Annotated in this window: 15 protein-coding genes; 7 read left to right on the top strand and 8 right to left on the bottom strand. The window is 66.6% G+C overall.

Annotated elements, in window-relative coordinates; all coding sequences use genetic code 11:
- The 6 genes from AC1RL8_RS24640 to AC1RL8_RS24615 all read left to right on the top strand — a co-directional run.
- Positions 1-474 (top strand): DUF2345 domain-containing protein (locus tag AC1RL8_RS24640; protein ID WP_492686984.1); only part of this gene is annotated, 474 nt, incomplete at its 5' end.
- An 8-nt stretch (positions 475-482) separates the two neighbouring features.
- A complete protein-coding gene (locus tag AC1RL8_RS24635) occupies positions 483-1,400 on the top strand; it encodes a DUF4123 domain-containing protein (RefSeq protein ID WP_492686985.1) in 918 nt (305 codons plus the stop codon).
- Positions 1,397-1,870 carry a DUF3304 domain-containing protein gene (locus AC1RL8_RS24630; RefSeq protein WP_492686986.1) on the top strand — a complete coding sequence of 158 codons (474 nt, stop codon included), beginning with the start codon at positions 1,397-1,399 and terminating at the stop codon, positions 1,868-1,870. Before AC1RL8_RS24635 ends, AC1RL8_RS24630 begins: the two co-directional genes overlap by 4 nt.
- Positions 1,871-1,942: 72 nt before the next feature.
- Positions 1,943-2,431 carry a DUF3304 domain-containing protein gene (locus tag AC1RL8_RS24625; RefSeq protein WP_369630586.1) on the top strand — a complete coding sequence of 163 codons (489 nt, stop codon included), beginning with the start codon at positions 1,943-1,945 and terminating at the stop codon, positions 2,429-2,431.
- 44 nt (positions 2,432-2,475) lie between these two features.
- Positions 2,476-4,587: a T6SS phospholipase effector Tle1-like catalytic domain-containing protein gene (locus AC1RL8_RS24620; protein WP_492686987.1), complete on the top strand. Its 2,112-nt coding sequence runs from the start codon at positions 2,476-2,478 to the stop codon at positions 4,585-4,587.
- An 87-nt stretch (positions 4,588-4,674) separates the two neighbouring features.
- Complete coding sequence (locus tag AC1RL8_RS24615) at positions 4,675-4,962, top strand: hypothetical protein (RefSeq protein WP_492686988.1); 288 nt, start codon at positions 4,675-4,677, stop codon at positions 4,960-4,962.
- 13 nt (positions 4,963-4,975) lie between these two features.
- Here AC1RL8_RS24615 and AC1RL8_RS24610 read toward each other — a convergent pair whose 3' ends face one another.
- From AC1RL8_RS24610 to AC1RL8_RS24585, 6 genes are read right to left on the bottom strand one after another with little or no spacing between them, the layout of a single operon-like run.
- Positions 4,976-6,712, bottom strand: a complete 1,737-nt coding sequence (locus AC1RL8_RS24610) for an acetyl/propionyl/methylcrotonyl-CoA carboxylase subunit alpha (protein WP_492686989.1) — start codon at positions 6,710-6,712, stop codon at positions 4,976-4,978.
- 21 nt (positions 6,713-6,733) lie between these two features.
- Positions 6,734-8,320, bottom strand: a complete 1,587-nt coding sequence (locus AC1RL8_RS24605) for a 5-oxoprolinase subunit B/C family protein (protein WP_492687093.1) — start codon at positions 8,318-8,320, stop codon at positions 6,734-6,736.
- 8 nt (positions 8,321-8,328) lie between these two features.
- Positions 8,329-9,099, bottom strand: coding sequence for a LamB/YcsF family protein (locus tag AC1RL8_RS24600; RefSeq protein ID WP_369645572.1), 771 nt, complete (start codon positions 9,097-9,099; stop codon positions 8,329-8,331).
- 35 nt (positions 9,100-9,134) lie between these two features.
- The gene (gene pcp / locus AC1RL8_RS24595; protein WP_492686990.1) at positions 9,135-9,812 is read right to left on the bottom strand and encodes a pyroglutamyl-peptidase I; all 678 of its coding nucleotides are present in this window, start codon (positions 9,810-9,812) and stop codon (positions 9,135-9,137) included.
- A gap of 10 nt (positions 9,813-9,822) precedes the next feature.
- Positions 9,823-10,779 carry a DUF979 domain-containing protein gene (locus tag AC1RL8_RS24590; protein WP_095747223.1) on the bottom strand — a complete coding sequence of 319 codons (957 nt, stop codon included), beginning with the start codon at positions 10,777-10,779 and terminating at the stop codon, positions 9,823-9,825.
- 5 nt (positions 10,780-10,784) lie between these two features.
- Complete coding sequence (locus tag AC1RL8_RS24585) at positions 10,785-11,525, bottom strand: DUF969 domain-containing protein (protein ID WP_062477421.1); 741 nt, start codon at positions 11,523-11,525, stop codon at positions 10,785-10,787.
- A 284-nt stretch (positions 11,526-11,809) separates the two neighbouring features.
- Here AC1RL8_RS24585 and AC1RL8_RS24580 point away from each other — a divergent pair, with 284 nt between their 5' ends.
- On the top strand, positions 11,810-12,514 hold the full coding sequence (locus AC1RL8_RS24580; protein WP_235944293.1) for a GntR family transcriptional regulator: 705 nt from the start codon (positions 11,810-11,812) through the stop codon (positions 12,512-12,514).
- Positions 12,515-12,546: 32 nt separating this feature from the next.
- Here AC1RL8_RS24580 and AC1RL8_RS24575 read toward each other — a convergent pair whose 3' ends face one another.
- Positions 12,547-13,860 carry a TRAP transporter large permease gene (locus tag AC1RL8_RS24575; RefSeq protein WP_095950361.1) on the bottom strand — a complete coding sequence of 438 codons (1,314 nt, stop codon included), beginning with the start codon at positions 13,858-13,860 and terminating at the stop codon, positions 12,547-12,549.
- 9 nt (positions 13,861-13,869) lie between these two features.
- Positions 13,870-14,403 (bottom strand): TRAP transporter small permease, encoded by a 534-nt coding sequence (locus AC1RL8_RS24570; protein WP_095747225.1) that lies wholly within the window; start codon positions 14,401-14,403, stop codon positions 13,870-13,872.
- Between the last annotated feature and the right edge of the window lie 2 nt (positions 14,404-14,405).

The following is a 14,405-nucleotide window of genomic DNA, read 5'->3' as shown; positions in this document are numbered from 1 at the left end:
AGCGGCGAGACCGCCACGCTGGCCAGCGGCGGCGACATCAACCTGGCGCTGGCCGACGTGCTGCGCGTGCACAGCGGGCAAGCCATCGGGGTGCTGGCCGGGGCGCAGAAGGCGGACGCAGACACAGGCCTGTCGGTCATCGCGGGCAACGACGACCTGGACTTCCAGGCGCAGCACGACGAACTGCGCGTGCAGGCCAAGGAAGCGCTGAAGATCGCCAGCACCGACCAGACGGTGGAGTTCGCGGCCAAGAAGAAGATCCGCATCGCGACGGCGCAGGGCGCGTCGATCACGCTGCAGGATGGGGACATCACCTTCGAGTGCCCGGGAAAGATCACGTATCACGCGGTGCAGCGCAAACTGGCCGGGCCGACAAGCTCGCCGTATGGGCTGCCGCTGTTCCCGCAGAGCATCTGCATCGAGTGCATGCTGAAGGCAGCACAAAGCGGAGCCCCCTTCTCCGCCTTGCAGTGAGTGCGGCGTTGGAATTCGCGACCGATCCGATCGACCCCCTCCACCTTGCCCATGCCGTGCAAGCGATGGCCGACGCCCAACCGTCATCCGTCGGCCTCTGGTTGTTGGTCGATGCGGCCTTGCTCGACCCGGCGCGCCTCGCATCGGTGCTGCGCCGCAACGGGTGGTCGCACGTCAATGCGCTGGCCAACACACCGTTGGAGGCCTATGGCGCAAGGGGACCGCAGCTGCTGGAGCTGCCACTGGACGACGAGGTGCGCACCGAGGGCTTGCGGCGCCTCGCCACGATCGACCCGGCGGCGCCCGCATTCAGCTGGATCGCCTCCAGCCACGCCGCTGCGGATTTGCAGGCCTGCTTCGGCTACCTTGCGCAGGCGCGGCACGACGGCTTGAAGCTGCACTGCCGCATGGGCGATGTGCGCGTGCTTCCGACGCTGCTTGCCACGCTGGCCGAGCCACAGGCACGGCGCGTGGCACAAGCCATTGCGCAATGGCAGTGGTTCGATCGCAGCGGTGCCATGGTCGGCAACTGGCTTGCTGCTGATGGGAAGGACGGTGTGGCCGATGCCCGCGACCATCTCGAACTCGATGCATCGCAATTCGCGACGCTCCTGGATGCCTCGGAAGCCGACGGCATCTTTGCGCAGTTGCTCGAGACGGTGTCGCAGCTGGTGCCGCAGACCGACCGGGCAGCGTTTCATCAGCGGCTCCAGCGCGCCCTCGCGGTTGCCACGCGCCTGCACGTGGCAGGCAACCCGGACCGGTTGCAGTTCGTGGTGCTCTCGCTGACCTGCGGCGATGACTTCCACCAGCATCCCGATCTGTCGGACACATGGAAGGCCGTCGCACAAGGCACCAGCCTGTCGGGCCTGATGAAGGGCTGGAGCGACGAACTGTGGAAGGCGTTGGAGGGCAAGGCTTCATGAAGCGCTTTGCTCTCTTGGTTCTTTGCGCGTTGGCGTTGTTGGGGGCTTGCAGCAGCAAGAAGCCGGCGGCTGAAAGCTACAGCGCCAGTCTCAGCCCCTACAACCACACGGCCGACCATATCGAGCCGTATGTCGATGGGATGTTCGGCGGCCATTCGAGCGCGTATGGCGGTGGCGGCAGCTTCGTGTGCTGTATCTCGTATCCCGCCGCATGGCGCCCTGGCTTGAGCGCCAAGGTGCGCTGGGCCACCTCCAGCGGCATTCCAGGCGATCGGCGACCGGAAGCGTATGTCCAGCATTGGCACGAGAAGGTCGTGCCCATCGAGGAATACACCGTGCCGGGCGGCATGCTCAACCTCCACTTTCTTCCCGAAGGCGAAGTTCGGTTGATCATTTCCAGCAAAGGGGCGGGTGCCAAGAACTACCCTGGCCCCGCCTATCCGGTGAAGCCGCCGGATTGGAAATGGTGAGTCGAGGCGAACAAGAGATTCGACAAGAGTCCGGGAGGAACAACCTATGAACGTATGGAAAGGCCACACGCCATGAAACGCACCACAACCTTGACGCTTTGCGCACTGGCGCTCCTGACGCTGCCACTGGTGGCTTGCAGCAGCAAGAAGCCGGCGGCCGAAAGCTACAGCGCCAACATCAGCGCCTACAACCACACGCAGGACTACATCCACGAGTTCTATGTGGACGGGGCCGGCGGCGGCAACTCATACCCGTACGGCGGCGGCGGCAGCTTTGTGTGCTGCATCTCCTTTCCCGCCAAGTGGCGCGCCGGCCTCAATGCAACAGTGAAGTGGACGACCTCCAGCGGAATTCCGGGCGACAAACGACCGGATGCAATCAAGCCCCGGTGGCATGAAAAAGTCGTTCCCATCGAAAAATATGACGAACCCGGTGGGCTCCTGAACGTGCATTTCCTGCCGAACAACGAGGTCCGGCTGATCATCTCCAACAAGAGGGCCGGTGCCAAGGACTATCCCGGTCCGGCCTCTCCGGTGAAGCCTGCGGACTGGAAATGGTGAGCCAAGACGAACCAGAGATGTCTTGAGAAATCCGGGAGCAACACATGGAAAAATTTGAAGAAGGCTGGTACGAAATCAGCTTCGACGCCAACACCCGTGAGAAGCGCTATCTCTACTTCAAGACCGCCAAGCTTTGCACGGCCGAGTGCATCGTCAAGGAAACGGGGCTGCAGATACTGGTGTGGTCGGACGACGCAGGCAGGGCCATCGAGTGTTTGCCCAGCTACAAGTGGACGGCCAATGCGCCCAAAGGCGACTGGTGGGACAACGACCCGGGTGGCAAGAACTACCAGCCCGCACTGCCTGGCGACCACTCGCGCGCCGACCGGACCCTGACCGCACGCGAACTGTGCCAACGCGCCGCTAGCGCCGACCCGAGCAAGGCCAATTCCCTGAGTTGCGCCAAAGAGATTCACGTGGGCCTGTTTTTTGACGGCACCAACAACAACCTGATTCGCGACTCACGCGACCAGAGTCACACGAATGTGGTCAGCCTCTTCAACGCGCACAAGGACGACGAGGTCGAGAATTTTCGCTTCTACATCCCTGGCGTCGGCACACATTTCCCCGAGATCGGAGAGATCAAGGAACTGGACAACGGCAAGCGCTTCGGCACCGGGGGTGAAGCGCGCATCCATTGGGCGTTGATACAGATCTACAACGCCCTGCACATGGCCTATTACGGTGTTCTGTTGATCCAGCCTGAAGAGGCGAAGACACTTTGTGTCGATGAGCTGAAGACTTGGTGGCGCCTGGGCGATGCCAAGATGATCAGCATCTTCGGGGGCATTCAAAAGCGCCTGCTGAAAGCCATCAAGGACCAACGGCCGCGGGTGACCAAGATGCATCTGTCGGTCTTCGGATTTTCGCGTGGTGCGGCCGAAGCGCGCGCCTTTTGCCAGTGGATCCAGCTGGTCGCCGAGAACATGACGATCGGCGAAGCAACACTGGAGCTTCATTTCCTGGGTATCTTCGACACCGTGGCGTCTGTCGGGCTGGCCGATTCGTCGCCCGTCGGCGAAGGCTTTCAGGACTGGGCCGACGGCACCATGGACATCCACGGCGTCAACCAGACCGTTCACTACGTGGCGGCACACGAAATACGTCAGTCGTTTCCGCTGTCCACGGCACGCATCAGAGCCACGAACTACCCGCCGAACACCAAGGAGTTCGTCTATCCGGGGGCTCACTCTGACCTGGGCGGAGGCTATCCGTCGAAGTCCCAAGGCAAGGGTGTCGAGGGGCGAACCGCATTGCTCTCGCAGATTCCCCTGATGGACATGTATTTCGAGGCACTGACTGCAGGCGTTCGCTTGCGCAGCAAGACTGAAATGCCCGGCCAGGTCAGTGGTGATTTCGAGGTCAACCCAGCACTCGACAAAGCCTTCAGCGATTACGCAGCCTGGACCGCGACAGAGGAAAAGCAGAACGTCGCCAATGGCGGCGAGCCCGTGCAGAACCGCATGCGCTATCACATGGAGTTGTATTGGCGCTGGCGTGCGTCCAAGAGCGACGAAGCCACCTTCAAGGCCATGGCGAGTTACGAAGCCTCCAACAAGCAGGACCGACAGGATCTCTGGGAGTCAGAACTCGACTGGCGTGAAGACGTCAAGGCCGCTCAGGCGGCCAACCAGCCCCGACGGGTGTTCGTTCCCAGAGCGGGCGTCTACGTTGACCAGCCGCCCCGCGCCAACGAGGTGGAAAAGCGCCTCCTGCGCGCCGTCGCTGCCGCCAAGGATGTTCCGCAAACCGCCAACGACTTCTTCGACAAGTATGTCCACGACTCGCACGGTGGGTTCTGGATGCTTGGCCCCATCACGAAGGAGAACCGCGAGGACTTCGTGGCCGCCATCAAGCAAAAGAAGGCCACGCACGATCGGTTGCTGAAGGCGGCAGACGAAGAGTCGCTGCCTTCCGCCGCGGCGAACCTGCGTAACTACGCCCGCGGTTATGAACTCAACAATTTCGAACGCCGCGTGATCGCACAGGATGCAAAAGAGCCGGGAACACTGCCTCTGATGACGGATGCAGATGTCAAGGATCTGCAAGACAACGCAGGCTTTCTCGCGACAGCCGCATTGAAGATCCTGCGCACGGGCACCCGCCGCGAACCGCGCGGCCACGGCCGCTACCGGCGCGTGTTCGACAAGAGCTGAAGAAGCCCGCAGCAGGTTCCGTCATCACCTCGCGAACCTGCAGCATCCAGCTGCCAGACCATCGCCGCCCGGTGACGCCAGCTCCAGATGAATCCGATCGCCCTCATCCTGATCCTCGGCACCCTGCCGTCGGTGGTGTGCACGCTCTTCCTGATCGGCCATCGCGTGCGTCCACATCCCTCATGGGCACCTCGCTTGAAGCAAGCCCGGCTGTTCGTGCTCGTGCTGGCTGGCACCGCGTTGCTCTACCTCGGTGCGCGCTATGTACTTGTCGATGCACGCGATACAGGCGCACGTCTCGAGACCTACATGGCCGCCGTGACGTTCGCACCCTGCATCGTTTCAGGACTCGTCGCCTTTTTCCTCAAGCCTTGACGGCCGCCCTCATTCACCCAATGCGCGCGATCGCCGTCCCGGCTGCCACATAGCCCCCCGCCACCGCCGCGAACACGATGCGCCCCGCGCGGTGCGCAACCACCTGCATCTCCATCTTCATCGCCTCCATCACCGCGATGACCGCACCTTCAGCGACCTCGTCGCCGTCCGCGACTTTCCAGCCTTGCAACGTGCCCGACACCGGCGCAGCCACGGCGGCGACATCCGCTGCAGTCGCGTTCGCAACGACGCCAGGCGCAGCAGCAGCACCGCCACCCGCCGACGCCAACCCACGCAGCAACTCCGCGGGCAACCCCAGCGACATGCGCCGCCCGTCGATCTCGATGGCCGTGCGGTGCAGCGACGCATCCGGCAGCGGATCGGGCCGCATGCCCGCCGCTTCGTCGTTCGCAAAGTCCGTCTCGATCCAGCGTGTGTGGACCTTGAACGTGTCTTCCGACACGAAGTCGGGGTGCGCCATCACCGCGCGATGGAACGGCAGCACTGTCGCCAGGCCTTCGATGCGGAATTCCTTGAGGGCGCGACGTGCGCGTGCGATGGCCTGGGCGCGCGTGGCGCCGGTGACGATGAGCTTGGCCATCAGCGAGTCGAAGGTGCCGGGCACCTGCGAGCCGGCGTCCACGCCGGTGTCCACGCGCACGCCCGGGCCCGAGGGGGCGTCGAACACGTGGACGGGGCCGGGTGTCGGCAGGAAGCCGCGGCCCACGTCTTCGGCGTTGATGCGGAATTCGAAGGAGTGGCCGCGCGGTGCGGGCGTCTCTGTGACCGACAGCGGCAGGCCTTCGGCGATGCGCAGCTGTTCGATGACGAGGTCAATGCCGGTGGTCTCCTCGGTCACGGGGTGTTCGACCTGCAGGCGCGTGTTGACCTCGAGGAAAGAGATGGCGCCGCTCGCGCTCAGCATGAACTCGACGGTGCCGGCGCCGGTGTAGCCGGCGGCCGCGCAAATGTCGCGTGCCGACTGGTGGATGCGCTCGCGCTGTGCGTCGCTCAGGAAGGGCGCGGGCGCTTCTTCGACCAGCTTCTGGTTGCGCCGCTGCAACGAGCAGTCGCGCGTGCCGAGCACGACGACGTTGCCGTGCGTGTCGGCGATGACCTGCGCCTCGACGTGGCGCGGGCGGTCGAGGAACTGCTCGACGTAGCACTCGCCGCGGCCGAAGGCGGTGATGGCTTCGCGCACGGCCGATTCGTAGAGGCCTTCGACTTCGTCGAGCCGCCATGCGACCTTGATGCCGCGCCCGCCGCCGCCGAAGGCCGCCTTGATGGCGATCGGCAGGCCGTGCTGTTCGGCAAAGGCGAGCACCTCGCCCGCGTTGCTGACCGGGTCGGCCGTGCCCGCGACGAGCGGCGCGCCGACCTTCAATGCGAGCTTGCGGGCCTGCACCTTGTCGCCCAGCGTGGCGATGGCCGAAGGCGAAGGGCCGATCCACGTGAGGCCGGCGTCGATCACGGCCTGCGCGAAGGCCGCACTTTCCGAGAGGAAACCGTAGCCGGGGTGCACGGCATCGGCACCGCTGCGCTTGGCGATGGCCAGCAGCTTGGGAATGTTGAGGTAGGTGTCGGCCGGGCGGTGGCCGTCCAGGCCGTAGGCCTCGTCGGCGCGGCGCACGTGCAGCGCATTCAGGTCGGGATCGGCGTAGACGGCGACCGACTGCACGCCGTGGTCGGCGCAGGCGCGGGCGATGCGCACGGCGATTTCGCCGCGGTTGGCGATCAGGACTTTTTTCATCGCGGGACTCTCGATCTCAAATCAAAGTTCAATGGCGCCGTGGCCGGCCATCGGTTGGAAGCGGACGCGGGCGTTCACGGGGATCTGCCCCGCACGGTCCAGGTGGTGGGTGGCGACCGACGCGATCACGGGGTAGCCGCCGGTGAGCGGGTGGTCGGCCAGGAACAGCACGGGCTGGCCGCTGGGCGGCACCTGGATCGAGCCGCGCGCCGTGCCCTCGCTGGGCAGCTCGGCGCTGTTGGCACGCACCAGCGGCGCTTCGCCGTTCAAGCGGATGCCGACGCGGTTCGACTGCGGCGTCACCACCCACGGCTGGCTGCACAGGCGCTCGACGGCGTCGGCGGTGAACCAGTCGGTGCGCGGGCCGAGCACGATGTCGAGCACGACTTCTTCCTGCAGGGTGGGCAGGTCGTTCGGTGGCACTTCGGTGGCGCCGACGACAGCGCCGGTGGCGACGCTGCGCACAGGCAGCACATCGCCCGCCGCCACGGCGGGCGGGCCGATGCGGGCCAGTGTGTCGGTCGCGCAGCTGCCGAGCACGGGCGCCACGGTAAAGCCGCCGCGCACAGACAGATAGCTGCGGATGCCGGCGGTGGGCTCGCCGACAGCGACGGTGTCGCCGTCGGCCAGTGCGACCGGCTGGTAACGCGGCAGCGGCCATTGCGCGCCGTCGGCGCGGGTCAGCGTGAGCGGGCCGTCGGCGCCAGTGACAGCGATCACTGCGTTGCCGCGGCAGACGAACTGGAAGCCGCCGTAGGCCAGTTCGAGGCAGGCCACGTCCGACGCATTGCCGACCAATCGATTGGCCGCTTGCAGCGAGCGCTGGTCCATCGCACCGGAGGCGGACACGCCCTGCCGCGCCTGGCCATGTCGACCGCCGTCCTGCCACAGCGCTTGCAAGCCGGCGGCGCGAACTTCGAAGGCGCTGCCGCCTTCGACGGCAGCAGGCGCGGGCGCCGCGACAACGCTCTCGACGACAGGCAACGCCACCGTCAACGACGTGGCATCGACAAAACGCACCGCATCGCCGGGCTGCAACAGCGCGGGCGTTTCGCGCGACAGGTCCCACATGGGTGTGTCGGTCACGCCGATGATCTGCCAGCCGCCGGGGCTGGCCTGCGGGTACACGCCGCTGAAGCTGCCCGCGAGCCCGACGGCGCCCGCGGGGATGCGGGTGCGCGGCACCGCGCGGCGTGGCACGTTCAGGCTCGGGTGGCCGCCGCTCAGGTAGGCGAAGCCGGGCGCGAAGCCGGTGAAGGCGACGGTGTAGTCGCTGCCGGTGTGGCGGCGCACCAGCTCGTCGGGCGTGATGCCGAGCAGGCCGGCCACTTCGGCGATGTCTTCGCCGTCGTAGCGCACGGGAATCTCGATGCGCTTGTCGGCGCGCGTCTCCCGGGCGTCGAGCGTTCGCTGGCGCACGGCGTGTGCCAGTGCGGCGGCCGACAGCACGGCGGGCCGGAAGGTGATGAGGATGGTGCGCGCGGCGGGCACCAGCTCGTCGATGCCGGCGACAGGCTTGGCGCGCAGCGAGGCCAGCAGCGCGAGGGTCTGCGCCAGGTCGTCGAGCTCGACCAGCACGGTATTCAGGTTGACGCGAAGAAAGCGCATCGAGGTCGTCATGCGGTCGCAGCCTCGGCGAAGGGGCGGATCGTCACGCCGGCCTGCACGAGCCGCTCGCGCACGCGACGCGCCATCTCGACCGCGCCAGGGCTGTCGCCGTGCACGCAGATCGAGTCGGCGCGGATGCGCACCACGCTGCCGTCGATGGCGGTGACAGTGCCTTCGTTGGCCAGCCGCAGCATGCGCTCGGCCACGTCGTTGGCGTCGTGCAGCACGGCGCCGGGTTCGCGGCGCGACACCAGCGTGCCTTGCGGCGTGTAGGCGCGGTCGGCAAAGGCCTCGGCCACCACGCGCAGGCCCTGCGCCTCGGCCCAGCCCACGAGCGGCGAGCCCGCGAGCGCGACGAGCACGAGGCTGGCGTCGATCTCGCGCAGGGCCGCGATCACGTCGCGCGCCTGGCGCTCGTCGTGCGCGATGGTGTTGTACAGCGCGCCGTGCGGCTTCACGTAGCGCACCTCGGTGCCGGCCGCAGCGGCCAGGCCCTTCAGGGCGCCGATCTGGTAGATGACGTCGGCGCGCAGGTCGGCGCTGTCGACGTCCATGTTGCGGCGGCCGAAGCCGACGAGGTCGCGGTAGGCCACGTGGGCGCCCACGGCCACGCCGCGTTCCTTCGCCTGGCGCAGCGTGCGCAGGATGCCCGCCGGGTCGCCGGCGTGGAAGCCGCAGGCCACGTTGGCGCTGCTGACGATGTCGAGCATGGCGGCGTCGTCGCCCATGCGCCAGACGCCGAGGCTCTCGCCGAGGTCACTGTTCAAGTCGATGTTCATCGGGGGTCTCCGGCGTGCACGGCACGCCTCAGGAATCAATGCAGCCGGCCGGCGGTTTCGCGCACGTCGTGGCGCACGGTGAGCGCGGTGCGGATCGCCACGCGGAAGGCCTCCACCTGCGCGTCCAGCGCCATGCTCGCCACGCCGGGCTTGGAGGCGGCCTGCTCGGGCAGGTAGGGCACGTGGACGAAGCCGCCGCGCGTGTGCGCCAGCGCCGGGCGCGTCGCAAGCCGGTGCATGAGCGCGTAGAAGATGTGGTTGCACACGAAAGTGCCGGCGCTGTTCGACACGGCCGCGGGCAGGCCCGCCGCGCGCATGTCGCGCACCATGGCCTTGATCGGCAGCGTCGAGAAATAGGCCGCCGGGCCGTCCCTGACCACGGGCAGGTCGATGGGCTGCTGGCCGGCGTTGTCGGGAATGCGCGCGTCGTCGATGTTCAGCGCGGCGCGCTCCATCGAGATCTCGGTGCGCCCGCCCGCCGCGCCGATGCACAGCACCAGCTGCAGCGGCGAGCCGATCAACGCGGCGTCGAGCGTGTCGATGGCGCGGCCGAACACGCAGGGCAGCTGGACCGCCTGCACCACGGCGCCTTCGCAGGTCCAGCCGTCGAGCGCGCGGGCGATCTCCCACGCGGGGTTGACCGGGTCGTTCTCGAAGGGCTCGAAGCCCGCGAGCAGCACGCGGCGTGCCTTGGCATCGGTGGCGGTGGTCATGCGCGGTGCCTCAGCGGAACATCAGGAAGTACAGCAGGAAGATGTTGACCACCAGCAGCGCGGCCGCCGTGGGTATCTGCACCTTGATCACCGCGTTCTTGTCGGGCAGCTCCAGCAGCGCCGCGGGCACGATGTTGAAGTTGGCCGCCATCGGCGTCATGAGCGTGCCGCAGTAGCCCGAGAACATGCCGATGGCCGCCATCACGGCCGGGTCGCCGTGGTACACGCCCACCAGCACCGGCACGCCGACGCCGCCCGTCATCACCGGGAAGGCCGCGAAGCCGTTGCCCATGATGATGGTGAAGAGGGCCATGCCCAGCACGTACACCGCGACGGCGACGAAGCGGATGTCCATGTTGATGTAGCTGGTGGTGATGTGCGCCACCGCCTTGCCCACGCCGGCGTCGGAGAACACCAGGCCCAGCATGCCGAGCATCTGCGGCAGCACCACGGCCCAGCCGAGCGCGTCGGTCAGGCGGCGCGACTCGCGCATGCCCTGCACGGGCGTCTCGCGCGTCAGCCAGCAGGCCAGCGCCAACGCCACCACGCAGCCGATGCCCAGGCTCACCAGCGTGGTGTTCTTGGGGTCGAGCAGCAGCGTGCCGCCGAGCTTGATGTGGCTCATGCCCACGGTGCCGATCACGGTGACCAGCGGAATCGCCAGCGCCGGAATGAACAGCTTGTTGCCCAGGCGCGTGGCGCTGGCCTGGTACTGCTCGGGCGTGGGTTCGCGGTGCTTGCCCGCGCCGACGCCGCGCAGGCCGGCAATGACGGCCATGCCGATCGCGCCAACGCCGACCAGTGCCGGCGGCAGCTTGTCGCCGACCAGGAAGACCAGCGCATAGATGCCCCAGAAGAGCGCGCTGGTGTAGCGCTTGGGGTGCTGGCGGTCGGCCAGCGTCATCACGGCCGTGACGGCGAGGATGAAGCCGACCAGGAGGTACAGGTGCTGGATCGAGAGGATCATGATGCTCAGCGTCCTTCCTTGGCGGGCACGGCGGTGGCGGGCACGTCGGCCTCTGCGGCGCCGCCCAACTCACGGGCCAGTGCCTGGTCGAGCCGGCGCAGGCGCCAGGCGTGGATGATGAAGGCGGCAATGGCCGTCGGGATGCCCCACATCGCGATGTGCAGCGGCTCCACGTCGATGCCGGCTTCGTGCAGGAAGGTGGTCATGAGCACGATGGCGCCGAAGGCCACGAAGATGTCTTCGCCGAAGAACAGGCCCACGTTGTCGGTGGCCGCGGCGTAGGCGCGCAGCTTGTGGCGGATGCGGTCGGGCAGCTTGCCGTAGCGCGTTTCGGTGGCGCCTTCGGCCATCGGCGCGAGCAGCGGACGCACCATCTGCGGATGCCCGCCCAGGCTGGTCAGACCCATGGCCGCCGTGAGTTCACGCGCCGCGAGGTAGACGATCAGCAGACGGCCGGCGGTGGCCGACTTGATGCGGCTGATCCAGTTCTGCGCGTGCTGGCGCAGGCCGTGGCGCTCCAGCAGGCCGATCACCGCCAGCGGCAGAAGAATGATCAGCGGCAGGTTGCGTGTCTTGATGAAGCCGGTGCCGATGGCCGTGAGGATCGCCATCGGGCCGAAGCCGGCGGCGAACGCCGTGACGATGGCCGTGACGATCACGACCAGCATCGGATTGAAGCGCAGGATGAACCCCGCAATGATCACGGCCACGCCGATCAGCGGCCACAGGGGGACTTCAGGTGTCATGGTTGGTCTTTCGTTGCAATGCAAAACACCGGCGCAGAGGCACCGGTGCGGTCGATTGATGCAAACCTCATGCCAATGAATGAGCAATTCATTTCTTATGAATCACTCATTTCAAACAAGTTGTTGAACAATTTCATGTAGTGTGCCCAACAACAGTGCCTGAATACCCCCATGAAAACCCTGAAACGGGCGCGTTTCGGTGCACGGGCGCGGCGCGGCACGGGGGCCGTCTGTTACAACGCAGGCTCGCTGCGCCCCTCTCTTTTCCCCTCCGACCGACCGGCATGACCCGACTGGATTCCCCCACTTCCCCCGCCTCGCCGGCCGCCGGCGCGCTCACGCTCAACGACCGCGTGGCCGAGCTGATCCGCCAGAAGATCGTGAAGGGCGAGTTCTCGCCGGGGCAGCGGCTGTCGGAGGCCGCGCTGGCCGACAGCCTGGAGATTTCGCGCAACACCCTGCGCGAGGTGTTCCGCACGCTGACCAAGGAAGGCCTGCTCAAGCACGCGCCGAACCGCGGCGTGTTCGTGGCGGTGCCGAGCATCGCGTCGATCATCGACATCTACCGCGTGCGCCGGCTCATCGAGTGCCAGGCGCTGGCGCAGGCCTACCCGCGCCACCCCGCCAAGAAGCACATGCGCGAGGCGGTCGAGATGGCGCTGAAATGCCGCGACGCCGGCGACTGGCTGGGCGTGGGCACGGCCAACATGGAGTTCCACAAGGGCATCGTCGAGCTGGCCGACAGCGAGCGGCTGAACGTGCTGTTCGCCCACATCCTGGTCGAGCTGCGGCTGGCCTTCGGGCTGCTGAAAGACCCGGAGTTCCTGCACGCGCCCTACGTGGACATGAACACGAAGCTGCTGGAGCTCATCGAGGCCGGCAAGTTCGCCGAGGGCTCTGCGGCGCTGAACGACTACCTCATCCACTCCGAGCGCATCGTGCTCGCGGTGTATGCGCGGCAGATGCCGGACGGCGGACTCGACAACTAGTTGAGTCCGCCCGCGCCGCGCGGGCTGCTGCGCTAGCGCTCCTTGCCCATCACCAGGTCAGGCAGGATCGTCACGATCGACGGGAACAGCGTGATCAGCGCGATGCACAGCACGAGGCAGAAGAAGAACGGAATCGCTGCCTTGGCGATCACGTTGCTGTCTTTTCCCGTCATGTTCTGCAGCACGAACAGGTTGAAGCCCACCGGCGGCGTGACCTCGGCGATCTCGACCAGCAGCACCACGAAGATGCCGAACCAGACGAGGTCGAAGCCTGCCTTCTGGATCATCGGCAGCACCACCGCGCTGGTCAGCACGATCATCGAGATGCCGTCCAGCGCCGTGCCCAGCACCAGGTACACCACCACCAGCGCGCCGATCAGCGCATAGGGCGACAGGTGCATGCTGTCGACCCACTCGGCCAGCTCGCGCGGGATGCCGGTGAAGGCCATGGTCTTGGTCAGGAACGCAGCCCCGGCCAGGATGAACATGATCATGCAGCTGGTGCGCGTGGCGCCCATGATCCCGTCCTTGAAGTTCTGCCAGGTCAGGCTCTTGCCGTAGGCCGCAATCGCCAACGAGCCCAGCACCCCGAAGGCCGCGCACTCGGTGGCCGTGGCCCAGCCGGCCACCAGCACCCAGACGATGAACACGATCAGCAGCGCGCAGGGAATGAGGTTGCCTGAGAGCCTGATCTTCTCCATGAAGGTGGTGGGCGGGTCGGCCGGCGGTACCTGGTCGGGGTGGCGCAGGCTCCACCAGCCGATGTAGCCCGAGAACAGCAGCATCAGCAGGAACCCCGGCAGGAAGCCGGCCAGGAAGATGCGGATGATCGAGGCGTCGGCCGCCACCGCGTACACCACCATGGTGATCGAGGGCGGGATCAGGATGCCCAGCGTGCCGGCCGTGGCCAGCGAGCCGATGGCCAGCTTCTCGTTGTAGCCGCGGCGCTTGAGCTCGGGCAGTGCCACCTTGGCGATGGTCGCGCAGGTGGCGGCCGAGGAGCCCGAGACCGAGCCGAACACGCCGCAGCCGAGGATGGTGGTGTGCATGAGCCGGCCGGGCACGCGGTTGAGCCACGGCCTCAAACCCTCGAACATCTCTTCGCTGAGCTTGGTTCTGAACAGGATCTCGCCCATCCAGATGAACAGCGGCAGCGCCGCCAGCTCCCAGCTCGCATTGCTTTCCCAGAAGGCCGAGAACAGGTTCTTGCCGGGCAGCGTGTTGGTGAAGAAGGCCTGGCCGACCCAGCCGACGATGGCCAGGGTCATGGCGATCCAGACGCCGCCGGCGAGCAAGAGAAGCATGATGGCGAGCAAGAGCGCGCCCATGAGCAGTGTTTCGAGCATGGCGTGCGTTCAGACGTCGGAGGAAAAATCGCCGGCTGCGTGCCGTTCTTCGATGGCGCGCTGGTAGCTGGGCTTTTCGCCGCGCACCACGCCCACCAACTCATCGAGCATGGCGATCAAGAGCAGCCAACAGCCGATCACGAAGGCGGACTGCGGAATCCAGATCGGAATGACCACCAACCCTGTGGCCATCTCCGCGAACTCGTAGCTCTCGTACGTGAAGCTGGTGGCCCAGTAGGTCAGGTAGGCCACCGACACTGCCGCGATCAGCAGGCACATCACGTCCAGCACACGTCGCACTTTCAGCGGCACCGCGTCCAGCAGCAGCGTCACGCGAACGAAGTCACCATGCCGGAACGCATGCGCCATCGCAAAGAAGGCCGCCGCGGCGCACAGCCAGGAGACGATGTCGTTGAGTCCGCTCACGTGCCAGTTCATCTGGCGGCCCACACCGGCCACGATCATCAGCACGAAGATCAGGAAGACGCAGAAAGCGCCCAGCGCGCCTGCACCGTCGTACAGGCGATCGAGGAAGCGGCGCACGG

This window comes from Variovorax sp. GW822-FHT04E09 (assembly GCF_058800845.1).
Note: the sequence above shows the minus strand (reverse complement) of the source record. Positions and strands in the feature narration are given on the sequence as shown.